The 25,528-nt window shown below is 39.6% G+C and carries 16 protein-coding genes, 1 pseudogene and 1 riboswitch; of the genes and pseudogenes, 8 read left to right on the top strand and 9 right to left on the bottom strand.

Annotated features, from left to right (window positions below; genetic code table 11):
* Nucleotides 1-738: 738 nt before the first annotated feature.
* Nucleotides 739-4,111 (top strand): annotated as a pseudogene (ileS, locus tag ADICYQ_RS18810) (isoleucine--tRNA ligase).
* A 3-nt stretch (nt 4,112-4,114) separates the two neighbouring features.
* The gene (locus ADICYQ_RS18815; protein ID WP_020893116.1) at nt 4,115-4,759 is read left to right on the top strand and encodes a lipoprotein signal peptidase; all 645 of its coding nucleotides are present in this window, start codon (nt 4,115-4,117) and stop codon (nt 4,757-4,759) included.
* 446 nt (nt 4,760-5,205) lie between these two features.
* Here ADICYQ_RS18815 and ADICYQ_RS27835 read toward each other — a convergent pair whose 3' ends face one another.
* The 7 genes from ADICYQ_RS27835 to ADICYQ_RS18840 all read right to left on the bottom strand — a co-directional run bounded on the left by ADICYQ_RS27835 (nt 5,206) and on the right by ADICYQ_RS18840 (nt 14,142).
* Nucleotides 5,206-7,686 (bottom strand): AAA family ATPase, encoded by a 2,481-nt coding sequence (locus ADICYQ_RS27835; RefSeq protein ID WP_020893117.1) that lies wholly within the window; start codon nt 7,684-7,686, stop codon nt 5,206-5,208.
* Between the two features lie 128 nt (nt 7,687-7,814).
* A complete protein-coding gene (locus ADICYQ_RS27840) occupies nt 7,815-10,073 on the bottom strand; it encodes a DNA repair ATPase (RefSeq protein ID WP_020893118.1) in 2,259 nt (752 codons plus the stop codon).
* A gap of 164 nt (nt 10,074-10,237) precedes the next feature.
* The gene (locus ADICYQ_RS28970) at nt 10,238-11,065 is read right to left on the bottom strand and encodes an Inner membrane protein YqiK (RefSeq protein ID WP_020893119.1); all 828 of its coding nucleotides are present in this window, start codon (nt 11,063-11,065) and stop codon (nt 10,238-10,240) included.
* A 77-nt stretch (nt 11,066-11,142) separates the two neighbouring features.
* On the bottom strand, nt 11,143-12,303 hold the full coding sequence (locus ADICYQ_RS28975; RefSeq protein ID WP_020893120.1) for a flotillin family protein: 1,161 nt from the start codon (nt 12,301-12,303) through the stop codon (nt 11,143-11,145).
* A 9-nt stretch (nt 12,304-12,312) separates the two neighbouring features.
* Nucleotides 12,313-13,017 (bottom strand): hypothetical protein, encoded by a 705-nt coding sequence (locus ADICYQ_RS18830; protein ID WP_040417111.1) that lies wholly within the window; start codon nt 13,015-13,017, stop codon nt 12,313-12,315.
* 3 nt (nt 13,018-13,020) lie between these two features.
* A complete protein-coding gene (locus ADICYQ_RS18835) occupies nt 13,021-13,734 on the bottom strand; it encodes a PspA/IM30 family protein (protein WP_020893122.1) in 714 nt (237 codons plus the stop codon).
* Nucleotides 13,735-13,746: 12 nt separating this feature from the next.
* The gene (locus ADICYQ_RS18840) at nt 13,747-14,142 is read right to left on the bottom strand and encodes a CesT family type III secretion system chaperone (protein WP_040417113.1); all 396 of its coding nucleotides are present in this window, start codon (nt 14,140-14,142) and stop codon (nt 13,747-13,749) included.
* 241 nt (nt 14,143-14,383) lie between these two features.
* Between ADICYQ_RS18840 and ADICYQ_RS18845 the strand changes: the two genes are divergently transcribed.
* Nucleotides 14,384-15,133 carry a helix-turn-helix domain-containing protein gene (locus tag ADICYQ_RS18845; protein WP_020893124.1) on the top strand — a complete coding sequence of 250 codons (750 nt, stop codon included), beginning with the start codon at nt 14,384-14,386 and terminating at the stop codon, nt 15,131-15,133.
* A 646-nt stretch (nt 15,134-15,779) separates the two neighbouring features.
* On the opposite strand, the gene ADICYQ_RS18850 is transcribed toward ADICYQ_RS18845, so the two are convergent.
* On the bottom strand, nt 15,780-17,483 hold the full coding sequence (locus tag ADICYQ_RS18850) for a GMC oxidoreductase (protein WP_020893127.1): 1,704 nt from the start codon (nt 17,481-17,483) through the stop codon (nt 15,780-15,782).
* A 13-nt stretch (nt 17,484-17,496) separates the two neighbouring features.
* Nucleotides 17,497-18,039: a gluconate 2-dehydrogenase subunit 3 family protein gene (locus ADICYQ_RS18855; protein WP_040417114.1), complete on the bottom strand. Its 543-nt coding sequence runs from the start codon at nt 18,037-18,039 to the stop codon at nt 17,497-17,499.
* Nucleotides 18,040-18,187: 148 nt separating this feature from the next.
* Here ADICYQ_RS18855 and ADICYQ_RS18860 point away from each other — a divergent pair, with 148 nt between their 5' ends.
* The 5 genes from ADICYQ_RS18860 to ADICYQ_RS18880 all read left to right on the top strand — a co-directional run bounded on the left by ADICYQ_RS18860 (nt 18,188) and on the right by ADICYQ_RS18880 (nt 25,481).
* Entirely contained in the window at nt 18,188-20,440 is a 2,253-nt protein-coding gene (locus ADICYQ_RS18860) for a TonB-dependent receptor domain-containing protein (RefSeq protein ID WP_020893129.1), read from the top strand.
* A gap of 24 nt (nt 20,441-20,464) precedes the next feature.
* A complete protein-coding gene (locus ADICYQ_RS18865; protein ID WP_020893130.1) occupies nt 20,465-21,073 on the top strand; it encodes a nitroreductase family protein in 609 nt (202 codons plus the stop codon).
* Nucleotides 21,073-21,687: a gliding motility lipoprotein GldD gene (gene gldD / locus ADICYQ_RS18870; protein WP_020893131.1), complete on the top strand. Its 615-nt coding sequence runs from the start codon at nt 21,073-21,075 to the stop codon at nt 21,685-21,687. The genes ADICYQ_RS18865 and gldD overlap by 1 nt, the downstream gene beginning before the upstream one ends.
* A 95-nt stretch (nt 21,688-21,782) precedes the next feature.
* Nucleotides 21,783-22,850, top strand: a complete 1,068-nt coding sequence (locus tag ADICYQ_RS18875; RefSeq protein ID WP_040417116.1) for a fatty acid desaturase family protein — start codon at nt 21,783-21,785, stop codon at nt 22,848-22,850.
* Nucleotides 22,851-22,899: 49 nt separating this feature from the next.
* Nucleotides 22,900-22,996, top strand: a riboswitch (TPP riboswitch).
* Nucleotides 22,997-23,078: 82 nt separating this feature from the next.
* Entirely contained in the window at nt 23,079-25,481 is a 2,403-nt protein-coding gene (locus tag ADICYQ_RS18880; RefSeq protein WP_020893133.1) for a TonB-dependent receptor, read from the top strand.
* Nucleotides 25,482-25,528 lie beyond the last annotated feature (47 nt).

The following is a 25,528-nucleotide window of genomic DNA, read 5'->3' on the forward strand; positions in this document are numbered from 1 at the left end:
ATAACGCACTCGTAAGTCCTGAAAGCACAAAAATCCCCCCTTTTCTTCAAAAGGGGGGACCAAGGGGGGATTCTTTCGAGAACGTCCCAACTAACAATAATGGCTCGTCCTAAAAAAGTTTACAGATTATTGTTTAAATACTGGTATAGGTTTACAATCCCATAAAAATCCCCTAAACCCCTTGAAGGGGGATTTTCGGCAAAAGGTATTTTATTGCTGAATTGGCATCATTGGAATGGGCTGAGTGAATTTAAAGCCAATAACGCACTCGTAAGTCCTGAAAGCACAAAATCCCCCTTTTCTTCAAAGGGGGACAAAGGGGGATTCTTTCGTAAACATTCCATACAAAAAAACTCTCCCAGTTACGATATGTCCTGTTTTAAGAAGGCCATAACCTGACTTTGTTTAGGAGAATACTTGTGTAGCAGACATAATCTATAAATAATTAAGCTTAAGGCATGTCACTATTGACGAATAGCGTTGCTTCACGTACTTTTTTAGGATGGCGCAAAACCGCTGTTTAACCCCCTTAAAGACAATTACTAGACAAAGAATTACTTAATTGAACTGCTGAATTGTTGTTCCAGTTGCTGTTCAATAGGCTAACTGTATAGTTTTTCGTCATTTGCCATACATATACCCTTGTTTTCTATTAACTTTACGCCTTCATTTTGGACAGCTTTCAATTGTCCAATATTACAAGACGCAACATAGCACAGATTATATTTTATAATTACAGTGAAGAAATATCAGGAGTTTAAACAGGTAGATTATCCCAAAATTGGGGAAGACGTATTGGCATTTTGGAAAAGCAACGCCGTTTTCGAGAAATCCGTGAGCAATAGGGAGGGAGCACCTACCTATACTTTTTATGAGGGTCCTCCTTCTGCCAACGGCACTCCGGGAATCCACCATGTAATGGCCAGGGCAATTAAAGATGTCTTCTGCCGCTACAAAACCCTTAAAGGTTTTCAGGTAAAAAGAAAAGGTGGCTGGGACACCCATGGTTTGCCTGTAGAGTTGCAAGTTGAAAAAGAGCTAGGCATCACCAAGGAAGACATAGGTAAAAAGATCTCTGTTGCTGAATACAATCAAAAATGTAGGGAAACGGTCATGCGTTACAAGCATGAATGGGATGACTTAACAGAAAAAATTGGCTATTGGGTAGATTTGGACGATCCATACATCACCTTTGATGTGAAGTATATAGAGAGCCTTTGGCACCTGCTAAAGAAACTATATGAAAAGGACCTTATCTACAAAGGTTATACCATCCAACCTTATTCTCCAGCAGCAGGTACAGGTTTAAGCTCCCATGAACTCAATCAGCCTGGTAGCTACCGCGATGTAAAGGACACCTCTATCACCGCTCAATTCAAGGTGATAGGTGAGGAAGACCTGTATATATTGGCTTGGACCACCACTCCATGGACCTTGCCTTCTAATTCCGCTCTTGCCATTGGTGAGAAGTTGGATTATGTAAAAGTAAAAACATTCAACCCTTATACTTTTGCACCTCAGACGGTCCTTTTGGCCAAAGCCAGATTGTCCGCATATTTTAATCCTAAAGGTGCGTCAGTTGATTTAGATGCCTATAAGCCCGGTGATAAGGTGATACCTTATCAAATCGTGGAGGAGATGAAGGGCAAGGATTTGATGGGAATTAAATACGAACAATTATTTCCTATTGATGCATTGGCACTTCCGGAACCTGCTTTTACGGTTATTTCGGCAGATTATGTGACCACGGAAGATGGAACAGGGGTTGTTCACCTGGCCAAGGCTTTTGGAGCAGATGACTTTAGAACACTTGTTCAGCAGGATGTCCCAGGTGTTTTCTTGAAAGATGATAAAGGCCTGGAAATACCTATCGTTGACAAGAAGGGCAAGTTCCTTCCTGTGGTAGGCGAGTACTTGTTGACCAAAATGGAAGAGCATGCTATTCCCGTTCACAAGACCTTTACTGCCGATGACTTCTATGTTAAAAATTATACCCATGATGATGAAAGTGACAAGGCTTACAAAAGCACAGATGTCATTATCTCCATCATACTGAAGAATGAAAACAAGGCCTTTAAAGTAGAAAAGTACGAACACAGCTACCCTCATTGCTGGCGTACTGACATGCCGATATTATATTATCCTATGGAAAGCTGGTTTATCAAAACCACTGCTTACAAGGACAAACTGGTTGAATACAATAAAACGATCAATTGGAAGCCTGAATCAACAGGATCTGGACGATTTGGCAACTGGCTCGAAAACCTTGTAGACTGGAATTTAAGTCGCTCAAGGTTTTGGGGAACACCTTTGCCTATCTGGAGAAATAAAGAAGGAACGGAAACCAAATGCATCGGGTCTGTGGCTGAATTAGAAGCAGCAATAGAAGAGTCGATTGCCAAAGGTTTTATGAAAGAATCTCCCTACAAAGGGAAAGAAATTGACCTGCACCGACCTTATGTGGATGACATAATATTGGTAGCCGACAACGGTGAAAAGATGTTCCGTGAGCCAGACCTTATTGATGTTTGGTTTGATTCCGGTGCCATGCCTTATGCGCAATGGCATTATCCTTTTGAAAACGAGGATAAGTTCAAAGAAAATTACCCTGCAGACTTTATAGCAGAAGGTGTGGACCAAACAAGGGGATGGTTTTTCACGCTACATACTTTGGCAGTAATGCTATTTGATAGTGTGGCCTTTAAAAATGTAATTGCCAACGGCCTGGTATTGGATAAAAAAGGCAATAAAATGTCCAAACGCCTTGGCAATGCTGTAGATCCATTCAAAACTTTAAAAGAGTTTGGACCTGATGCGCTACGTTGGTACATGTTAAGCAATGCCAACCCATGGGACAACCTTAAGTTCAATAAAGAAGGCGTTGTGGAAGTGCAAAGAAGATTCTTTGGTACGCTTCAAAACACCTATAATTTCTTTGCCCTTTATGCCAATTTGGATGCCTTTGCTTACGATGCATCAAATAAAATACCTGTAAACGAGCGTCCGGAACTTGATCAATGGATACTTTCCAAACTTCAATCACTGATAAAGGAAACAGAAACGGCATATGAAAACTATGATGTAACACCAGCCTCCAGGGCCATCATGAGTTTTACAGTCGATCAGTTGTCCAACTGGTATGTAAGATTGGCCAGAAAGCGATTCTGGAGAGGAGACATGAACGCCGACAAACAAGCGGCTTACGAGACCTTGTATGAGTGCCTTGAAGTCATTGCCAGGTTGATGTCCCCAATAGCTCCTTTTTATGCAGATTGGTTGTTCCAGAACCTTACGGCAAGTCTGGAAAGCAAGCCTTTGTCTGTGCATTTGACGGATTGGAAATCTTCTGAGGAGAACTTGATTAATCTGTCCCTCGAAAACAGCATGCAATTGGCACAGGACATCTCTTCTCTGGTGCATTCCTTAAGGAAAAGGAAAACTAAAGGTGAGGCAGCCACTTGAGAAAGTGCTAATTCCAGTTTTAAAGGAAGATATCAAAGGTTTGATAGCGCATGTAGAAGACCTTATCAAATCAGAAGTTAATATAAAATCAATCGAATACATTGATGATACCTCTGACCTTTTGGTTAAAAGTATCAAGCCTAACTTTGCCTTATTGGGCAAGCGGTTTGGTCCGAAAATGAAAGCTGTCAGTCAAATTATTCAGCAATGGGGCAAGGAAGAGATTTCTCAAATTGAAAGCGAAGGCCAGGCCAACATCACGATAGATGGGGAAACGGTCCTACTGCAATTGGAAGAAGTGCTGATTCAGTCGCAGGATATTCCAGGTTGGTCTGTAGCCACAGACAATGGAATTACCGTGGCTTTGGATGTCACTTTAACTACAGCATTGAAAGAAGAAGGTGTTGCAAGAGATTTTGTGAACAGGGTTCAGAACCTGCGTAAGGATATGGGACTTGAAGTGCAGGATAAAATCCGCATTCAGATTGTTCCGCTTAATGAAAGGGTGGACAACGCCTTGTTAAATTTCTCTGAGTATATCAAAACAGAGACACAAGCCTTGGCGTTAACACTTGATGGGGAAAGTAATAATGCCACCGTATTGGACATGGATGAGTTTGAACTCGCCATTAAAATAGAGAAAGTATAACATATGAAATATTGGAAGTATTTTGGTATCACCCTATTGGTGATCGTGATTGACCAGGCGGTGAAGATGATGGTCCACTACGGAATGGATTTTGGGACTGCAGGTCAGATCAAGGTTTTTGGAGATTGGTTCAAGCTTCATTATACCACCAATCCTGGAATGGCCTTTGGCATGCAGCTTGGTTCAGAATATGGTAAACTATTGTTGACCAGTTTTCGATTGATTGCCATGTTTGGTATTGGGTATTACCTGTATTCCTTGATCACCAATAAAGCGCATGTTGGATACATAGTCTGCATAGCCATGATCTTGGGAGGCGCCGTTGGCAACCTTATCGATAGCGTTTTTTATGGCGTTTGGTTGGGAAATGCCCCATTCGAATCCACCACACCCTGGTTTCATGGTCAGGTGGTAGACATGTTTTATGTTGATATCTGGGAAGGTTTTGTACCAGAATGGATCCCAATATTTGGCGGAGGCTACACAGCATTATGGCCAATATTCAATATAGCCGATGCGTCTATTTTTGTAGGCGTAGGCATAATACTTATTTTCCAGAAACGTTTTTTTGAGGAAGAGAATACTGAAGACAAGAACAACGAAGAAGCTGAAGATGAAGTGCAAAAGCAGTTTATCGACGAAAAGTAGGTTTACTACTTCTTCAAATATTTGAAAATAAAAAAGGCGGTAAATGTCCCAAAAGGACTTTACCGCTTTTTTTTGTTGTATCTAAGTTATTTCAGCCTTTGTAACATGGTTATGGGTAAATGGTGTATTGCTAGCCGGTTCCTGAGCGGAGCCGAAGGATTAGGCATTGCGTGCTCTTCACCCTATCGCTTCGACTCCGCTCAGCCGCCGGGATGGTGAGTAGCCGCCGGGGGATGGCTATCCAGTTCTTTCTACCTAATTTGGAAATAAAAAGAGTTAAAAAGTATGTAGTTTTGGATACTATTCCGCCCTAACGAAGGAAGCGATAAAGCCGTTAATAATTCACCTATCTGTTACTATTATAGGGAAAGAGTGCATTTAATGTTCTCGCATTACAACATCCCTTTTGAAGTACTTTTGAAGCAACTTAATGCGACAGTCTCATTTTACCTTTTCGCCTTAATGGCACGTTCTAGCACTTCTTTTATGCCTTCTAGATTATCACTGAAATTGACCATTTGGAGTACAACTTGTGCCATTTCATCTTGATTTCCTAAGCCTCTTAACTTGTTGTTTTTTAAAAAAGTGGTTTTTATTTCATCCCATCTAGCTTGTTCTATTGGTGTAATTGTGCCAGTTAGTTCTTTGTATTTTAATAGGTTGGCTTCGGCGGAACTTGTGAGCGTTTGTGCCTCACTTTCGTAATGGGACAACAAAAGGCTTTGTAACTCCTTATTGTTCATAATAGGAACGACTTTGGACACTAACTTATTCATGTCTCTATAAGAACCTTGCAGCTTAAATGGGGGCTCAGTCCTATAGGCATCATCTTTAGCTGCGCTATCTATATAGGCCAGGTTCACTTTAAGTACAGTGTCTCTTACTTTTAAAACCTTTTGGATTACGCTTATGTAATCCTGAACTTCTTGATTGGTGTGATTTCCGTGAAGTACGCCGTCCTGAGTTTCGTTTTCAACCCGATTTAACAAGGTATAAACATCTTCAAGATATTTGTTCCTTAGTTGATTCAAGACAGGATTGCTCGTTAATGAATTTTCTATTAAGCTGAGGTTAAACTGATGGTCTGTATCACCTATAATGTCCCCTAGATTATAGATATCTGCTCGGTTTGAAAGCATGTCCGGAACCTGGAATTTTGCCCCACGCTCTGTATAGGGGTTTCCGGCCATTACTACACAGAACTTTTTACCCCGAAGATCATAGGTGCGTGGTTTTCCGTTATATATTCCTTCAATTTTTCTGGTGCCATCGGAAAGGGATATAAATTTCTGTAAAAACTCTGGATGACAATGTTGAATATCGTCTAAATACAACATTACGTTATTCCCCATTTCAAAGGCTAAATTCAGTTTCTTTAACTCTTCTTTTGCAGCACTATTTGTGGCTGCTTCTGGGTCTACCGAGGTAACCTCATGCCCTATGGCCGGACCATTAATTTTCATGAACACCAAGCCCAAACGGTTGGCAATATATTCCATCAATGTGGTTTTACCGTAGCCAGGAGGTGAAATCAATAGCAAAAGACCCATTCTATCTGTCCGACTATTATCCCCCACGGTACCCAGCTGTTTGGCTAGGTTTTCTCCAAATAAAGGCAAATAAACCTGATCGATCAGTTTGTTGCGGACAAAGGAAGTCAGAACCTGAGGTTTATACTCTTCCAATTTTAATTGCTCTTTTAACTGAAGGGTAATATCAGTTTTTGCCTTTTTAAAGGCTTGATAAGCGGGTAATTCCTCATTTGTAAAATGAGTTAAGGTAGCTACGAAATCATGATAATTAAAATTAAATTCTCCTTCAATAATGCTAGGGTGGTTTCCAGCTAAATTATGAATGACAGCGTTGGGCGAAATCATCTTCTTTTTTGTAATGGGTTGATCAAACAAACAATTACAAACTATCTCATCAATATAACGTGCATTTTGTGGATGCTCCTGATTGATGAATGCAGCAACCCACTGCCTTACGAGCTTTATTTTCTCATGAAATGTACTGGTATTGTCAATGGCTTCTTTAAAGCGTAAATCAGCATTTTTTGCTTTCATGACACTATTAAATGCTTGCCTTAATTCCTCTGCCTCTGAACTTACTTCAAAGGCATCATTACCCTGCAATTCTTCAAATAAATAATTGGATATAACATTAATTTCTGCACTTGAAAATAGCCGAGTTTCAGAAACAAGCATATGAATTTTTTGCTGCAATTCATCTATCAGGTAATTAAACTCCTTAGAGTAGGGGAATATTTCCAAAACAGATCCAGCCGCTTTTATCATCCGATTAAAATGCAGGCGTTCCTTTTCAGTAAATGAGTACCAACTGTATTGTGCATGGGCCCTTATGGAAGGGGCATAACGCAGTAAACCCAAGTCTTTATGCGTATTCACTAATGTCAGTAAAATTTTTGCGGCATCCTCATCGTGCACCCCTTTTGTATACCCTTCATTGTAGTTGGCACTGCTTGCCTTTTTTACCAATTGACCCAGATCTTCCTGTGATGCCTCCGCCAGTTGGTCCCAGGGTGTTTCCTTAAATAGTGTAAAAGCTAAATAACACCCTCTATACACTTTGGCATTTTCAGAAAGGTATTCTTGATCCCAATATTTCTGGCTGTTTACCAACACTTTGTTGGTCAGTTTTTGATAGAAATCTGTCCCTGTTAAATGATAATTGAGGTGATTGTCTTTAAAAACTATGGTTAAATCTAGAGGTTGTTTATTAACACCAAATTTGTACTTGCCCAGTTTAATGACGTTTTCACCATCTTCATACAGTTCCTGCTTGTCCTTTAATTTACGTAAGGCATCTTCCTTGGCAACCTTTAAAGAAGTGGCCACTTCTTCTGCATTCCCACTTTCATCCAATTCGTTTAGCTGATCGATGATGTCACGGACCTTGTTGATCATTAAGTCGGATGCGAAATAACCATTTATTTCTGCAGTGGATTTTAAGGTTTCCGCTTTTTTAGCAACTCCTTTTAAAATTCGCGCTGTTGCAGTTTTTAAAGCAATTGATTTTTTATTGCGTCGCTCAATTAGGCCCGTTTTTTATTGTCAAAAGCAGCATGGACTTCCTCCCTTTTTTCAATTATTTTGGGAATAAACGCGTCATAATCTGCAAATTTACCTTCCAGTTCTTCCAGTTGAATAGAGACTTTGGTTTGGTATTCATCACATTTCTCGGGAGTATCGGCAATATCCAAATAGTTAATAATGCTTTGGTCCACCAGTTTTATTTGCGCAGAAAAATCTGCAATGGCCTCTTTGCTGCCGAGGGATTTGCGTTTGTTCTTAGTAGCAGCTTTGAGCTGATTTAAAGTTGCAAAAATCAAGGAAATATTATCGATGATTTTAGTTGATTGCGATGTGTCTTCAATTTCTAAATTGGTTACAATCTCTATCAATAACTCTAAATCCTTTGCAATTTGATTGACCCCTTCCTCAAGCTGCTTGGCTTCAATTACTTTAGTGACTTTTTCCAAAGCCGTTTTCTTCTCATCAACTTGTGATTTATAGGGCGCCAATGCATCTTCATTAAGTAAAAATGCTACACATTGCTGGGCGATTTTGTCGGAATACTCGGCAATCGTATTTTCAAGTTCCTTGGTGTAGTCGGTATCTACATAGCGAACATCGTTTAACTCAATGGTTTCTCCCCGTAAACCACGAAGCTTGGTTAACATCGATACAAAATCATTGATGCTGTTAAAAGAGGTGCTTTTAATTATAACAAACAGTTCATCCGCTTTTTTTTGCAACGCTTTTGATTGGGTTGCAGCTGCTTTTTTTAATTGAACGACCTTCGTAAACTCATCTATAGCAGCGTTGGCAGCATTGCTAATTTCATTTAGCGGTACAGAAAGGTCCTGTGTATCCGGTTCATTGATCCAATAATACGAGTCTAAAATATCTTTTGCAGCCTTGGACACATCCCCATACAGGCCGTCATAATTATCATCCTTGTTGAGTAAATTGATCAGGGCATTGCTTTCTGCCATGGCCTTTACAATGTCTTTATTTCCTATTTTATACAACAGCGAGTCCGTGTGTTCGCTGGGGATAAAATCACCTTTTATATAGGGGGTTTGCCATATTTGTACCACATGATGCTTGTTTTGCTCCCCCTCACCCTTAAAGTAACTAAGTTCTCCATTATGTAAAATGGTGTACCCGTTACAAATAATGGGAGTGACAATCTGTTGAGTGATCACATTATAACTCATTAGGATATATAATCCTTCCGAAGGTGAATAGAACACGAACATATAATCTTCACCATTGGGAGAAGCAATTCGCGAAACAAACTTTACATTAGGGATGCTGTTATCGAAAACATGGTATTCTCCGGTTTGCAAATAGTACCCTGTTGGAAAAATAATTCCTTGGTCATCTGGTAGAAGTACTGCAGCTTCTTGTAAACTGTCAATTTTTTGCACTTCCTGTACTTTGTGGTTGTACACAAAATATCTGGAAGCCTCTTGAAATGGTTTTATTTCAATAAGAATAAGGTTTCCTAAATCTGCATATTTGTATTGGGCATCGTCCAGCGTTTGATCTGGGTAATCTACAGGTTCCTCATAGACCCCTTTACCATCTTCTGTATTGTCCTCTATTTTTATAGTAAGATCTCCTCCTATGGCCTCTACAAATACCTTGTCTAAAATGGATACATGCGAATGCACCCCGTACCTGTGCATATCACGTGTAATTTCTTGCCATTTAAACTCATATTGAGCTGGGAACTTGTATTCATGATCGCTTCTGTTGTCTACATATACTAGTTTTTCATCCTTGATAAGCCATTTAAATGCTTTTATATCCGTGACGCTTTCGCTCAATTGAAAAATCATGTATAGAAAATTGCCTATTTTGGAAAATCTCGCAAAGATGGTATTGCGGTAGTATTTATATAGATTATCAAAATCTGCCTGAAACTGAATATCTTCTATAAATTCTAGCCCTATGGTTTCAAACCTGTTATTGGTAAAGCTGTAAACGCTAAATACATCGTTTAGCTTTATGTCCGTACGTAGACCAAAATGCACATTATAGCCAAACACACAAGTATTCCCAAAAGAAACAATATCCCTTGCGATACAATTATTTTCTGTGGAAATTCTATCATTAGCTATCAGCTTTGTTTCTAAAGCACCAAAAACAGTTTTACGATCCTCGTTAAGTTGGTTTAACCGATTTTGAAGGTCTTGTTTTTGATTTTGTAACCTGTTTCTAATGATTTCATATGTGCCACCATCTAAAATTTGCTTTTGTTCCGTTTTATTTGGTTCAGTCATTGGAGTTGTACTATATAGGTGTGCATTACTTACGTGAATAATTGACACATCAGCGGCTCAATGCTAACACTTGCGTGTTGTTATAAGGATAACTTTTTGCAATAGAATAATGCGTTCAATGCGCTTATTAAGCTTTCGCCGAAAGACATTGAACGTTATAAGTATTACAATTTATTTCCGGAAATCCCTAGGCCTTTCGCTAAACTCAGAAGGTTGCCAATCACGTTTTGCTCGCTTTTATCTGTAGCCTGATTTTGCATGGTCATCAATAAATTGGCAATCGAGACGTTTTTGATATCCTCACTTGAGATGTTATACCTTTCAGCAAAATCCTTTATCCGTGACAATAATTCTCCCTCATTACCACTACCGTCACCTAGTAAGGCTTGCTTAATTTCCTGGATGTTTGTGCTGTTATTTACCATCCTATCAAAGCCTTTTGCTTTAGTGATTTGACCAATAATTTGTTCAAAAAACATTGTTTCTCCGCCCACAATATCAATTTTGGAAGCTTTTAAAGCATTCCCAATGACTTGTGCCTGAGCATCTGCAATTGCTTTTTGAATATTGATTTCCGCCAAGTCCACCTGTAATTCTTTCTCCAGTTTAAGTTTAAACTCTTCGTGCTCTTTGCCCACACCATCTAATTTCTTCATGGCGTTGGCCTTCTCTTCAATTCCGGCTGCATCGGCCAGGGCTTTTTCTTTAATAACGTCTGCTTCCGCCAATCCATCTTTACGTTTCGCTTCTGCGTTTGCCTCAATACCTTTGGCCTCTGCCATGGCTTTTTTCTCAATTATTAAAGCTTCTACAATTCCTTGGCGCTCATTTGCTTCCGCTTTGGCATGCATAACCTGGGCCTCCGACAATCCCATGGTCGCTTCTTCTTTGGCAGTTGCTTCTGCCAGAATTTTTCTTCCTTCGGCCTCCTTGGAACTTGCTTCTTTTTTCGCCTGCGCCTCAATATTGATTTCCTCAGCATGTTGCTTCATGGCTTCCTTTTTGGATTCCGCTTGCTTAATTACTTTAATAAGCTCTTCTTCTGCTTCCCCTTCTGCAATTGTAATTTTTACTTTTTATCCCGGTCTGCTGTTTTAAAGGCCTCAATATCCTTCATGTTTTCTTGTTCCTGTACCACTCCCTTTTCAAGGGCAACTCGGTCCCTGATAACATCTTGGATGTTTTTCTTTTCTACTTCAACAACTTTTTCCTTTTCAATTTGAGCAAGCGTTACTATACGCTCTCTTTCAGTTGCCTCAAGCATTCTGTCTTTCTCTACTCGTTCGGTTTCAACAGCCTCGGTACGTTCCTTGTTCTTTTCTGCAACGATGATCTGGCGTTGCATATTTTCCTCAGCTACCTTTACCTTTTCTTCAGTGGCTATTCTGGCCGTTTCGGATTTTAATCGCTCTTCTTCCGCGACTTTCAGAATATCCGCTTGCTCCCGAGCTTTAATGTTGGCAATTTCCCTTCGTTGGGACTCTTCTTTTTCTGCTAATTGGCGGTCTAATTCCAAGATAGCTTCTCGTGCCTCTACATCTTGCTTTCGTATAACTTTTTCCTCATCACGTTTAATGAAGTTAGCTTTTTTGTTTTGCTCTGCTGTCAGTTCAGTAATTTTCTTGATTCCTTCTGCATCTAGAATATTATCAGCCCTTAAATAATTTACCGGAGTCTGTTCTAAAAAATCGATCGCACAATCTTCAAGGGTATATCCGTTTAGGTCTGTTCCAATTATATTTACGATTTCATCCCTGAACTCCCTTCTGGCTTCATAAAGTTCAATAAAATCAAACTTTTTCCCTACTGTTTTTAAGGCTTCGGAAAATTTTGCCTCAAACAAGTCTTCAAGGGTTTCAATTTTTGACGCCCGCTCCGCACCAATGGTCTGTGCTACTCTTTTGATAAAATCTACGTCGTTATTTACACGAACAAAAAAAGCTACTTTAATGTCTGCTCTCATATTGTCCTTACATACCAAGCCTTCCGATCCTAGTCTTTCGATCTGGATTTTCTTTACAGAAATATCCATTATTTCTAACTTGTGAAATAAAGGAACTACATACATCCCCTTGTCGGTGGCGATTTGGATCCCTCCAAAGCCGGTACGGATTAAGGCTTCGCCTTGGCGAACCTTCTTATAGAACAATGCAATAATTGCAAAGAAAATAATGATGAGGAATACGATTAACGCTATTCCTATTGCCAATAATGATGGAATCTCTGTCATAGTTGTTAATTAGTCGTTATATGCTTGTGCGTAATAAAAACTTTTGTCTTCCGACTCTTTGATAATAAGGACAATTTCTCTAAAACTGATTTTTTCTCCATTTAAAGATTTGATGTAAACAGACATAGGGTTGCCGTCGATGATAAATTCGGCATTGCCTAATTTATCCTTTTCAATACTGGATAAACATGTGCCTTTTCTTCCGATAAAATCTATGGCCTTATCTCCGTTTTTATTAAAACTCTTGAAAAACCTTTTGAATGGAGTTGTAAAAATTTTGGTGAAAATAAGTGCTGGTATAAAACCGGCCATCATAAAAATAAAGCCCAAACTGTTTGAATACGTATGCGTTAGAGTCGTCACAGTCAAAGTGATAAACCACCAGGCAAATACAAAACTTGTGAAAGTAAACATAAAGGGTAAGCCTACAAAATTGAAATAAATCAAAAATACTTGCCACCATTTCAATTGCTTGCGTCTATTTCCCGCTACATCTTTCTCGTTGAATTCTGCGTTTGATACATCTTCAAAATCAATATTGCCACTTTCTAAACCGGTATCAGCTTCAAAACCTGCATCCACATCAACATCTATATCTAAGTCAAAATCAATTCCGCTAATCATGGTTAATAACCAGTAGAGGATCAAAATAATGGTAAAAATACTCAATGGTAGATTTACATTCGAAAATATAATGTCAATGATGTTTTCCAATTTTTAAGTGTTTTTATCAGTTAGGCCGAGGTTTTTCTTTAATTCGTCCAGCTCATTGTCGGCATTTGCTTCACTGACATTCGCTGCCTTATCTAACTCGCTGTCTATACTTTGATTCTTATTGGCTATTTCGCCATAAGCTTCGGCCAGTGCTTCTTCTTGGTCTACTTTTTCTTTCATTCGCTCCAGCATAGATACGGTCCCTGTACTGTCCAACTGTGCCATTTGTTTGTTCAAGCTACTTTTTGCGTTGCTCACCTTTACCCTGGCCTTAAGTGTTTTTAGCTCATTTTCCCAGTTATTAATCGTGTTTTTTAATTCTTGAATGTTTCCATCAAGTTGATTAACAGATTCTTGTAATTTGCTTGCTTCGTTAGCATATTGGGTAGCTTTCTCAGAAGCTTCTTCTTTTTTAAGCAATGCCTGCTTGGCCAAGCGATCCGCTTCCTCTGCAACTAATTCTCCCGATTTGGCTTTCTTTAAAATTATAACGGCTTTATTATAGTATTCTTCAGCCGAGTTATCCATCTCTTTTTTGTCATTTTTTGCACGTATTGCCAAAGCTTTAACTTGCGCCAGGGACTCTAAATTTTTATTTAAATCCAATTTTAAGTCTCGAATGCCTTGTTCGGTCAATTTTATGGGATCTTCCATATTATCTATCGCAGCATTTGCTTCTGCTTGTCCTATTTTAAATATTCGTTTCAAGAAGTTCATTGTTATTTAATTTTAGTATTTAGAAAACTTAATGATTTGCTCCGAGTATTCACTCAGTAAGAGACTTAAGGAATTTAGGGAAGCTTCTATTTCATTTAAATCCAGATTTTCTATTTGAAGTGTGTCCCTGAAAATTACTTTATCGCCATCGTCATCCAGTACAAATGCTCCGTGAATAATATCTCTGTTTTTTTGCAATAAACTTTTGTAGATCGAGTTGTTATTGTTCTTAATTTTAAAGATATACTGTTCTAAAATTAAAACTGGGGGTGCAATCCCTACAATAAGGTTCTTGATACCGTTGTCCTCTTTCTGGATGACCAAGATACCTTCCTCAGGATTTTCTCTGGTAATGTCAACATCCAGTTTCAATAAAAATTCTATAATACGATTATAATAGTTATCCATAATTTATTGTTTGCTTAAGTAACAATTTTGCTTATGACAATCTGAAAAAAGAATTTATAGCCGAAGTAAATTTAATTTTTTGCTGATCAATACAAGTAAAATCTCCTGTAATTAACCATTTAGGCTTCGGCTAAATCCCGAACAACTAGCTAAAAATATTTGTAGTTTCATTGCTTTTAGCTAATTTTGTTAGAACAAATATAGTAATAAATTATATTTTTGCAAATAAAATTAGCAATACATGTCTTTTTTTGGAAGGAATATTAAAAAAATACGAAGTTTAAAGTTGCTGTCTCAGCAAGCGTTTGCTGAGGTGTTTGACCTCAAAAGAGCTACTTTGGGTGCTTATGAGGAAGAACGTAGTGAACCTAAAATAGACACCATTATCAAGATTGCAAATTATTTTAGCATTCCTATTGACGATCTGCTAACAAAGGAATTGACCATAAACCAATTATTAAAATTCAATACCAACTTAACTACGGATGCAGGCAGGATGGAGGTTACAGTATTGACCAAGGTGCCGATAATTTTACCTGAGTATGTTGGAGATTACCTTAATCATCATTCAAAGAAAAACTTTATTGCAGATTTGCCGGTGATGAGCTTGCCCATAAACAATGAAAAAATATTTAGGGCCTACACTATTACAGATTTGGAAATGGCGAATCAGGATGTTGGTTTCTATCCTAACGATGTGGTGGTGGGTGAACTAGTACCAAAATCAGCCTATAAAAAACTCAATAACCGAACGCCCGTATTTGTTATTACCGATACTGATATTTTAGTGAGACGATTTATCACCACAGATAAAGGTTTTGTGCTAAGGGCCGATCATAAAGGAATTGATGATCAAATTTTTAACGCCAAACAGATCCATGAACTTTGGCGTATTCGCTATGTGTTTTATAAGAGAATTCCTGAAACCTCTGGCGAAATATCGGATCAGATTAATCTTTTAAGGATGGAAATTGAGAAATTAAAAAAGTAAAACCTCCCGTCGTTGTATTGCCTTTTATAATTAATCTTACTTAATGGAAAACTCATATCTCGAGTTTACTACTTCTTCAAATATTTGAAAATAAAAAAGGCGGTAAATGTCCCAAAAGGACTTTACCGCTTTTCCGTTTTACTTTGTCATGAGTACTGAACTATCAGTGCTTTCTAGTCCCCTAAAGGGATTTATCTTTTGTTGATTTTTGACTTTCCTTAATCTTATTTACCATCAGGTAAACAAATGCTCCTCCCAGCGCTGCGGCAATAAGTAAAATAACAATCCAAACTATGTTCATGGCTTTAGGGTTTTATTTGTTATAAGTTATTGAATAGCTGGTACATTGTCAATTAAAAGGCTTGAAAATAATTTCGGAAACAAACCTATTTCACTAAAGGCCTAAAAGGCTGAAATAAATTAGCCACGGGTGCAGCCCATGGTAAGGAGATATATACGTCATGATTTTGGCGGTATTGTTGCCTGTTTTTAGCAACAATGCTGACAAAATCTCAAGTGTTCATGAATTACCAAACATAACCAATCGACCTCCTGAAGCCCAACGCCAACAAAAAAAAATAGGCCGAAACAATGTCTCGGCCTACTGAATTGACCTTTAAGGTCAAAATCAACTTTTATTTTATAATTACCCCCTGTTCTTCACTGCATGGTCTACCGCCCTTGCTGTAAATGCCATATAGGTAAGAGAAGGGTTTTGGGTACTGGTGGAGGTCATGCAGGCGCCGTCTGTAACGTAGACATTGGGGCAGGCATGCACCTGATTCCATTCATTGAGTACCGATGTTTTTGGGTCTTTCCCCATTCTGGCTCCTCCCATTTCATGGATGTCCAGGCCTGGGGCACGTTTGTCATCCCGTGTACGGATATTGGTGAAACCTGCCGCCTCAAACATCTCCGACATTTGTTCCAGGTAATCCTTTATCATGGCTTCATCATTGTCATCATAATCCATGGAGATTTTCAGCTGTGGAATGCCCCATTCGTCTTTTAGAGTAGGGTCAAGGCTAACCTGGCTTTCTTCTTTAGGAATTGTTTCTCCCATCATATGAGAACCCATTCTCCAGGGACCGTATTCCGGTGCTTTTGCCATAGATTGCTCCAATTCATCGCCTATGCCCGAATAGTCACTGTGGGTGCTTCTTCCAGAACTGAAGCCAGCCGCATAGCCTCTAAGGAAATTCGTTTCTTGTTTGTGGAGATTCCTAAATCTTGGGAAGTAACCTGAGGTAGGTCTTCTGCCTTCGGTAGTGTATTCCTTCAATCCGTCGTATTCGGCAGAGATGCCTGCCCGGTAGTTATGGAAAGCTACGTATTTGCCCAGTGTACCACTGTCATTTCCCAAACCATTTGGAAAACGGCTGGAAGTAGAATTAAGTAAAATCAAATTGGTATTCAGCGCACTTGCATTGACAAAGATGATGTCTGCATAAAACTCCTTCATTTCTTTGGTTTGGGCATCGATAACCCTAACTCCCGTGGCTTTTCCTTTTTCATCATCATATATGATAGAGTGTACCACTGCATGGTGGTGCATGGTAAGGTTTCCTGTTTGAGCAGCCCATGGCAATGTTGAGGAGTTGCTACTGAAATACCCGCCGAATGGACAGCCTCGCTGGCAAAGGGTCCTGTTTTGACACAAGGTTCTGCCCTGCTTGGCGTAAAAATCCTGGTTTCCTGTGATGTGGGCGCAACGTGCAACCACAATCTCCCTTTCCGGGTAATTGTTTTTCAAAAACTCCTTGAAATATTTTTCTCCAGCGGTCAATTCGAAGGGAGGCAAAAACTCTCCGTCCGGTAAATTGGCTTTGCCGTCTTTGTTCCCGGAAACGCCTACGAATTTTTCTACATGGCTGTACCAGGGTGCAAGGTCTTTGTACCGAATGGGCCAGTCCACAGCAAATCCATCTCTTGCAGGACCTTCAAAATCGAAATCGCTCCAACGTTGAACCTGCCTTGCCCAAAGAAGTGATTTGCCTCCGGTTTGGTAGCCACGAATCCAGTCAAAAGGCTTTTCCTGCACATAAGGATGTTCCGTATCCTTTACAAAAAAATGCTGGGTGTCTTCCTTGTAGGCATAGCACCTGCTTACTACCGGGTTTTCTTCTTTTACACTTTGAAGTATGCCACCTCTGTGCTCCAGTTCCCAGGGCATCATATTGGTGGTGGGGTAATCTTTGACGTGTTTCACTTCCCTGCCTCTTTCAAGTACAAGGGTATTCAATCCTTTTTCACAAAATTCTTTGGCTGCCCATCCCCCACTTATTCCTGAGCCGATAACGATGGCATCATAGCTGTTTTCTTTTTTGCTTTTTATATTCAAATTGGCCATTGGGTCCGTTTTTTTATGCGTTTTCAATTAATTTACTGCCATAAAAACGGGCAGGAACCAGTTCATAAGGCTTTATTTCGGTCATGAAATATTCGGAATTCAAATATCCCTGTAAAGCAAACCGTTTGGTGGTATTTAGGAATTGGCGGGTATGGCCTGCTTCACTTTCGTTTTCACCTTCCAGGGCCATGCCTTTCATGATGGCCTCCTCTGCTTCTTTCTGGTCCATTTTTGAAAAAGCTTTGCCAAAGGTTTTCTTTGAAAAATCCTCCCAGCCTTTAAGTCCTTTTACGAAGCCTGCTTGCTGTTCAGTGCTCAGGCAGTCGTTACTCATTACGAGCACAAAGTCCTGAATCATTAAATCTTCGGCCTTTTTAAGTGTAGTACCTGGAAAAATGGTATTGGTTACCTGGCTAAGTAAAACTTTATTACTCTGGGTAATGTTTAGGTTTTGATAGGCTTGCAAAATGGATTCTTCGCTGAAGTCGCAGGCAGGCATAAGAACTGCCCCTCCGGTTAGAATCGCTAATTGCTTCATAGCTGATCTTCTATCCATAATCGTTTTTGGGTAAAATGAAAATACACGAACAAGTTATCAAAATTTTGATTAAGTGAGCAAGGTTTTTTTCATCGGTGGTGAATTCCTTTAAAAATGCTTTAATTTTACACTCTTAAACTTAGCCACAACTATTAATTAATTAAAAATGAAATTAAAATTACACCTAATACTTCTCTTACTGCTTCCATTGACACTATTGGCCCAGACCAATATAAAAGTGCTGGATGCGGCCTCTCAAGAGCCAGTGGCTTTTGTTACAGTAAAAGTAAATACCCAAAAAGCCGTTACTGCCGACGATAAGGGAGAATTGACAATAAATCTTAGTGAGCCTTCCAACTTGTTTTTTTCACATATCGCCTATGAAGAGCAGAACGTATTGGTGCCTGCTTCAGGTGAGGTCACCGTTTATTTAGTAAGAGGGGAAAATGCATTGACCGAAGTATTGGTAAGCTCTTTTGAGTCTGAGCGACCACTTTTGGAGCAGGCAGCAGGAATTGCGCGTGTATCCGAAGCGGACTTGTACCGTTTTAATGAAACGTCGATTGTCCAGGCTTTTAATACCAAACCCGGAATTCGCATTGAAGAAAGAGCACCTGCCAGTTACAGGGTTTCTATCCGTGGAAGCTCATTGCGCTCGCCTTTTGGTGTACGTAATGTAAAAGTCTACTGGAACGGTATGCCTTTTACCGCACCGGATGGTACTACACCGTTGAACATGCTCGACTTGTCCAATATTCAAAACACAGAAATTATTAAAGGTCCAGCCGGGAGTATATATGGCGCAGGAAATGGTGGCGTGATCAGTTTCACCAGCAAAGAGTCAGTTGATGAAAACAGAATTGGTGCAGACTTTTCAGTGGGTGAATTTGGTTTGGTTCGCTACCGTATGGGAGTAGACCAGAAACTTGAAAATGGAGGTGTTAGCGTATCCTACGCCAAACAAAAATCTGATGGTTACAGAGACCATACCGCCATGGACAGGGAAGTGTTGCAAGTTACAGGGTATTTTCAGCCTTCAAAAAAGCAGAAACTAACTACCCAAATCCTGTATTCTGATCTTTTTTATGAATTACCTGGAGCACTAACGGCTGAACAGGTGGCTGAAAATCCAAGACAGGCAAGACCAGGATCAGCAGCACAGAACGCATCTATCAACCAGAAGTCATTGTACGGTACCTTGTCTCATGACTATAGGTTCAACCATAACCTGGACAATAAAACCTCGCTTTACATCAACACTACAGATTTTGAGAATCCTTTTAACCTGGATTACAAAAAAGAAACGCAATATGGTTATGGTGGAAGAACAAGCTTCACTTATGACGATATTTGGTCCAATGTTCCTGTAAGACTTATCGCTGGTGGCGAATACCAACTTTCTAAAACTTCTGCTCAAAATTTCGGTAACAATGGAGGGCAAATTGATACCATCCGTTTTGGTGATGAGCTATTGACAAAAACGGCTTTTCTTTTCCAGCAGTTGGAAGCCGAACTTTCCGACAGGTTTCTAATGACCGTTGGGCTGAGTGAAAACTTTTCCAGTTTTAACATCGCTAGAAATATTGACATGATCAATGGCGTACCTTCCAATGCCAAACGTACTTTTGATCCGGTGCTCATACCAAGAGTTGCCTTGTCTGCAAAATTAAATACCAATGCTGCAGTGTATGGTAGTATCAGTTCAGGTTTTTCACCTCCTACCATTGATGAGGTTAGGACCAATGAAGGATCAATCAACCTGGACCTGGATGCAGAAAAAGGGGTGAATTATGAATTGGGTTACCGCTCAAGTTTCAATAAGGGCAGAGTTAATGTAGATGGATCCGTTTTCTACTTTAAACTAGATGAAACCATTACTACTTTTGTCAATGAGCAAGGCGTAGTACTCTTTAGAAATGCAGGGGCTACCAATCAAAAAGGAATAGAATTGTTGGTGGATTATGCATTGATAAGAAAGCAAATGTCCTTTGTTCAAGAGGTTAAAGTGACGCATTCATTTACCGGACATTATTTTGAGTTTGTAGACTTTGTAAAAGGAGACAACGATTACAGTGGAAATGACCTTACTGGTGTAGCCCCAAATACCTTGGTCAATCAATTGGACATCAAAACCAAACCTGGATTTTACCTTAACTTTACCCACCAGTTTGTGGATGACATTCCATTGAATGATGCCAATACGGTATTTCAGGATTCCTATCACTTGATGAATTCAAGAGTAGGGTGGAGAGGAGATGTTGGAAAGGCTTTTGATCTTGAAATGTATTTTGGCGTTCAAAATTTAACGAATGCCAGCTATAGCCTGGGCAATGACCTAAACCCATTTGGAGGAAGGTATTTCCAACCTGCGGCCACAAGAAACTTTTACGGAGGAATAAAGGTTGGTCTAAAATATTAGTAGTTTCAAGAAAAATATAAAAATATGAACAATAGGCCTGTATTTAATATAGAAGAAGTTAATAAAATTATCAGGAATAGAAGGTCTCAATTTGTAGCTCAGTTTAAGGAAAATGATCCTATAGACGAGAGTATCATTAAAGAGCTTTTGGAAAATGCCAACTGGGCACCTACGCATAAGCTGACGGAACCTTGGCGTTTCGTAGTGTTTTCAGGTGAAGGCTTGAAAACATTGGCTGATTATCAGTCAAACTTGTACAAAGAGCGAAGTGAAAAGACAGGCGTTTTCAAAGAGGCTGTTTACACCAAATTGAAAGAAAGTCCTTTAAAGGCATCTCATGTCATCGCCATAGGGATGAAAAGAGACCTACGCGCCAACCTTCCTGAAATGGAGGAAATAGCATCCGTAGCAATGGCTGTTCAAAACATGTACCTGACAGCAAGTGCAAGGGGGTTAGCGGCTTACTGGAGTACAGGAGCACCTACTTTCTGGCCAGAAGCCAAAACCTTTTTTGGGTTAGCCGAAGAAGACCTATTGATGGGCTTTTTCTTTGTTGCCAAGGCAGCATCAGACAAATGGCCTGAAGGAAAAAGAGCACCGATTTCAGATAAAGTGACTTGGGTAAAAGAATAATGCTTTTTCTAAAAAAACAATTTCAAAATCCTGCTTTGGCCTTTTGTTGGTTGGCTTTGCTTTTGATTGGGGCCTGTAGTGAAGACTACCTTCCCAAACCCAAAGGCTACAACCGCATTGATTTGCCAATGCGGGATTTTGTTTCTTTAGATAAAAACCTGCCCTACAATTTCGAATATTCCGTTCATGCCCAAATGGAACGGGATTCTTTTAACCTGCAGGAAAAAACATGGGCCAACGTCCATTATACCGATTTTGATGCAAGGGTTCACCTGACTTATAAGGCCATCAAAGGAGACAAGGCGCTGTTTAAAACCTATTTAGAAGATGCCATGAGCCTTACTTTTAAGCACCAGGTAAAAGCCTATGGTATCGATGAAGCTGTGTTGTTGACACCCAAGGGCTACACTGGTTTTGTCTCTGAATTAAGTGGAGACGTACCTACTCAGTTTCAATTTTTTGTTACAGATTCCACACAACATTTCCTCAGAGGAGCGTTGTATTTTCAGACAGCTGTTAAAAATGACTCCTTGGCTCCGATCATCGAATATATCAAAACTGACATGATACATTTGATCAACACACTTTCGTTTGAATTGAAAATGTCAAATTAATTTGGTACCTTTAATGAGCATCCCCCAATCTTTTTTCATTAACTTTACTTAGGCCAAGTAGTATTATCCTAAATCATTTACCTATTAATTAATATATGGCGACGCCGAAATTCTCTAGACCTAAAATCAATTTCAATCAAGTTGTGAAATTAAGGGTGAGCGAATATTTTAAAGCTCAAAATATCGCTCGTTCAGGAAATTCCCAACTGTTTATTAAGGCAGCAATCATTGTTGTGTCCTTTGTATTGTTGTACATCCACCTTGTGTTTTTTACGCCACATTGGATTTTAGGATTGTTTGAATGCTTAATCTTAGGTGCTTTAACAGCCTTTATTGGCTTTAATGTAATGCATGATGGCGCTCATGGAAGTTTTAGTGACCGGCCTTGGGTCAATACCTTGGCAGGGATGTCTATTAATTTTCTGGGAGCAAATGTTTTCATGTGGAAGACAAAGCACAATGTTGTTCACCACTCATTCACAAACGTTGATGGCGTAGATGATGACTTGAACGCCAGACCATTTTTACGTCTTTCTCCAAGTCAAAAGAAATTCAAAATACACCAGTTTCAACACTATTATTTTATTTTCACCTATTCCCTATTGTATCTCTATTGGGTGTTTTTCACGGATTATAAAAAATACGTAACCGGAAAAGTAGGGATAGTGCCTATTCAAAAAATGAAACTGTCTGATCATATCAGTTTTTGGGGTTTCAAAGCGCTTCATTTGGTGCTTTTTGTAGCCATTCCAGTTTACATGGTTGGTTGGGTTCCATGGTTAGTAGGCTTTCTTGTGTATGGCCTTTTTGCAGGACTTGTGTTGACGCTTGTTTTCCAATTGGCACATAGCCTGGAAGAAACTGCTTTCCCTGTTCCTGAGCCTGTATCCAATTGTCTGGAAGACGAATGGATGATTCATCAGATCAGAACCACTGCCAATTTTGCAACTGGTTACAAAACCCTTACCTGGTTTTTGGGAGGCTTAAATTTCCAAATAGAGCATCACTTGTTCCCAAAAGTCTCGCACATTCATTATCCTGCTTTGAGTAAAATCATCAAACAAACCTGCAAGGATTATAACATCCAATACCTTGAACACCGACAATTGAGAAGGGCTTTTATTTCTCATTTCCGTCATTTGAGGGGATTGGGGAACGCTTAGGTAAAAGACGAAAGTTTGTCATTTTAAATAATACCAGCTACATTTGTAGCAAGATCATTAGGGGTGCCTTAATATAACGGGCTGAGATCATACCCATATCACCTGATCCGGATAATGCCGGCGAAGGGAAATGTGAAATAGCTAATCGTACGTAATGCTATTGGGTAAACAACTAAAGTAGAATTGTCCCCTCACTTCTGCTATGTTTAACCAGAAAAATTTATTTAAATGATTCGTATTTGTTTTTCAGCAATATTTTTATTGCTGTGCCAATTGTCTATTGCCCAAAATAGTATCCATGGGATTATAAAGGATGCTGAAAATGACATGCCTCTTCCAGGTGCTACAATTTACATGGAAGGAAGCCAAAAAGGCACTGTAAGTGACCAAAGTGGTGCATTTCAATTGAATAATCTAAATCAAAAAGAGGCCACTCTTCGCATTTCATTTGTAGGTTATACGTCTAAAACGATAACCGTAGCACTTCCTCAACAAGTAGATTTACTAATCGAACTGAATGCTACCACCCTTACCACTGAAGAATTTATTGTTTCAGGAACCAGGGCTTCTGAGACCACTCCTACTACCTTTCAAGTGATTGGTAAAGAGACTCTTGGTAAGGACAATCTTGGGCAAGACCTGCCCCTTTTACTTAATTACACCCCTTCTATTGTTACGCATTCTGATGCGGGAACAGGTGTAGGCTATACGGGAATGCGGATCAGAGGCACAGATCAGACAAGGATCAATGTTACTGTAAATGGAATCCCGCTAAATGATGCTGAATCTCATGGGGTCTTCTGGGTAAATATGCCGGACTTTGCCTCTTCAGTGGATAACATCCAAATCCAACGTGGTGTTGGAACATCCACCAATGGGGCAGCTACTTTTGGTGCTAGCCTCAACATTCAGACAGACACTAAAAAGGAAAAAGCTTACGCAGAAACGGACAACTCCTATGGCTCTTTCAATACAAGAAAGCATACGGTTAAAGCTGGAACAGGATTGATCAATGACAAATGGGCTGTGGATGCAAGACTATCCCAAGTCACCTCTGATGGGTACATAGACAGGGCTTTTTCTGACCTGAAATCTTACTTTGTGTCTGGTGGCTATTATGGGGACAAGCATGTATTTAAGGTAAACATCTTTGCAGGCTCCGAACAAACGTACCAGGCATGGAATGGAGTACCCGAAAATCTACTTGGATCCGATCGGACTTTCAATGGCTATACCTATGAAAATGAAACCGACAATTACCAACAAAACCATTATCAGTTCATCTATGCTGGGACATTGAGTGATAATTTGAAAGCCAATTTTGCTTTACATTATACGGCAGGACAAGGATATTATGAACAGTTTAGAGGCGACGATGACTTAGAGGATTATGGATTTGAACCTATTCAAATAGGCGATCAGGTTATTAACAGTACCGATATTATCCGAAGAAGATGGTTGGACAATGACTTTTATGGCGCTGTATTCTCCCTGAATTACGTTTCTACGGATGGGAGATTGGACGCAATTCTAGGTGGTGGGGCCAACAGGTATGATGGAGACCACTTTGGTGAAATCATCTGGATGGGAATCACTGGCAATACCAATATCAGGGACAAATATTACAACAATGTCGCTGTGAAGGATGATAGAAACGTTTACCTAAAAGCCACCTATGAGGTGAAGGAAAGGTTGTACTTGTTTGCAGACATGCAGGTAAGAGGCATTGACTATTCTTTTGATGGTAAGAATAGCGATCAAAGAGTTGTTAGTGGTAATCAATCCTACACTTTCTTTAATCCTAAACTTGGCTTGTCCTATGAAACTGGTACTGGAAAAACCCTTTACGCCTCCTATGCAGTGGCCAACAGGGAGCCAGTAAGAAGTGATTTCACAGATTCTCCAATCTCAGAAATCCCAAGACCTGAGAAACTTAATAATGTGGAGGCAGGAATTAGGGTGAAGAAATCCAACTTCCAGTACAATGCCAATTTGTACTATATGGGTTACAAGGATCAACTTGTGCTTACCGGCCAGTTGAATGATGTTGGTGCTTATATTCGTGAGAATGTAGCCAGTAGCTACCGAGCAGGAATAGAACTTGACGGTGCTGTAGTGCTTTCACCCAAATGGACGCTTGGAGGTAACATCGCATTTAGTCAAAACAAGATTGACAGCTATACTGAGTACAGTGATGTGTATGACGAGAACTGGGCTTTTACAGGGCAGGAAAGCATTACCTATACCAATACAGACATTGCTTTCTCTCCTGACATTGTAGCTAGTGCCATTATAGACTTCAGGCCAATTAAAAACCTGGAAGTAAGTTTGCTCAACAAATATGTTGGCCAACAATTTTTGGACAATGCGCAACAAGAAGCAAGGAGTCTGGACGCCTACTTGACATCTGACTTAAGATTTATTTATTCCTGGAAACCTGGCTTCGTTAAAGAAATGGTGTTCTCCGGTAAGGTTAATAATCTATTCAATAACCTTTACGAGCCAAATGGATACACTTTTGGTTATTTCGTTCCTTCCAGTGAAGGACAGGGCATGGAGCGTATAGCAGAAAACTATTATTACCCAATGGCAGGAACCAGCTTTATGGCTGGTGTAGCTATCCGTTTTTGATATTTCGGGTTCAAGAAATAGAAATAACCTTTAATATTCAAATTTTA

The organism is Cyclobacterium qasimii M12-11B, from assembly GCF_000427295.1.
In the GTDB taxonomy this organism is placed as follows: Bacteria; Bacteroidota; Bacteroidia; order Cytophagales; family Cyclobacteriaceae; genus Cyclobacterium; species Cyclobacterium qasimii.

Bases quoted from the DNA above. Each gene is read 5' to 3' on its own strand.
- ADICYQ_RS18815 (WP_020893116.1), top strand. From the start codon at position 4,115: ATGAAATATTGGAAGTATTTTGGTATCACCCTATTGGTGATCGTGATT.
- ADICYQ_RS27835 (WP_020893117.1), bottom strand. From the start codon at position 7,686: ATGATCAACAAGGTCCGTGACATCATCGATCAGCTAAACGAATTGGAT.
- ADICYQ_RS27840 (WP_020893118.1), bottom strand. From the start codon at position 10,073: ATGACTGAACCAAATAAAACGGAACAAAAGCAAATTTTAGATGGTGGC.
- ADICYQ_RS28970 (WP_020893119.1), bottom strand. From the start codon at position 11,065: ATGAAGCAACATGCTGAGGAAATCAATATTGAGGCGCAGGCGAAAAAA.
- ADICYQ_RS28975 (WP_020893120.1), bottom strand. From the start codon at position 12,303: ATGACAGAGATTCCATCATTATTGGCAATAGGAATAGCGTTAATCGTA.
- ADICYQ_RS18835 (WP_020893122.1), bottom strand. From the start codon at position 13,734: ATGAACTTCTTGAAACGAATATTTAAAATAGGACAAGCAGAAGCAAAT.
- ADICYQ_RS18840 (WP_040417113.1), bottom strand. From the start codon at position 14,142: ATGGATAACTATTATAATCGTATTATAGAATTTTTATTGAAACTGGAT.
- ADICYQ_RS18845 (WP_020893124.1), top strand. From the start codon at position 14,384: ATGTCTTTTTTTGGAAGGAATATTAAAAAAATACGAAGTTTAAAGTTG.
- ADICYQ_RS18850 (WP_020893127.1), bottom strand. From the start codon at position 17,483: ATGGCCAATTTGAATATAAAAAGCAAAAAAGAAAACAGCTATGATGCC.
- ADICYQ_RS18855 (WP_040417114.1), bottom strand. From the start codon at position 18,039: ATGGATAGAAGATCAGCTATGAAGCAATTAGCGATTCTAACCGGAGGG.
- ADICYQ_RS18860 (WP_020893129.1), top strand. From the start codon at position 18,188: ATGAAATTAAAATTACACCTAATACTTCTCTTACTGCTTCCATTGACA.
- ADICYQ_RS18865 (WP_020893130.1), top strand. From the start codon at position 20,465: ATGAACAATAGGCCTGTATTTAATATAGAAGAAGTTAATAAAATTATC.
- gldD (WP_020893131.1), top strand. From the start codon at position 21,073: ATGCTTTTTCTAAAAAAACAATTTCAAAATCCTGCTTTGGCCTTTTGT.
- ADICYQ_RS18875 (WP_040417116.1), top strand. From the start codon at position 21,783: ATGGCGACGCCGAAATTCTCTAGACCTAAAATCAATTTCAATCAAGTT.
- ADICYQ_RS18880 (WP_020893133.1), top strand. From the start codon at position 23,079: ATGATTCGTATTTGTTTTTCAGCAATATTTTTATTGCTGTGCCAATTG.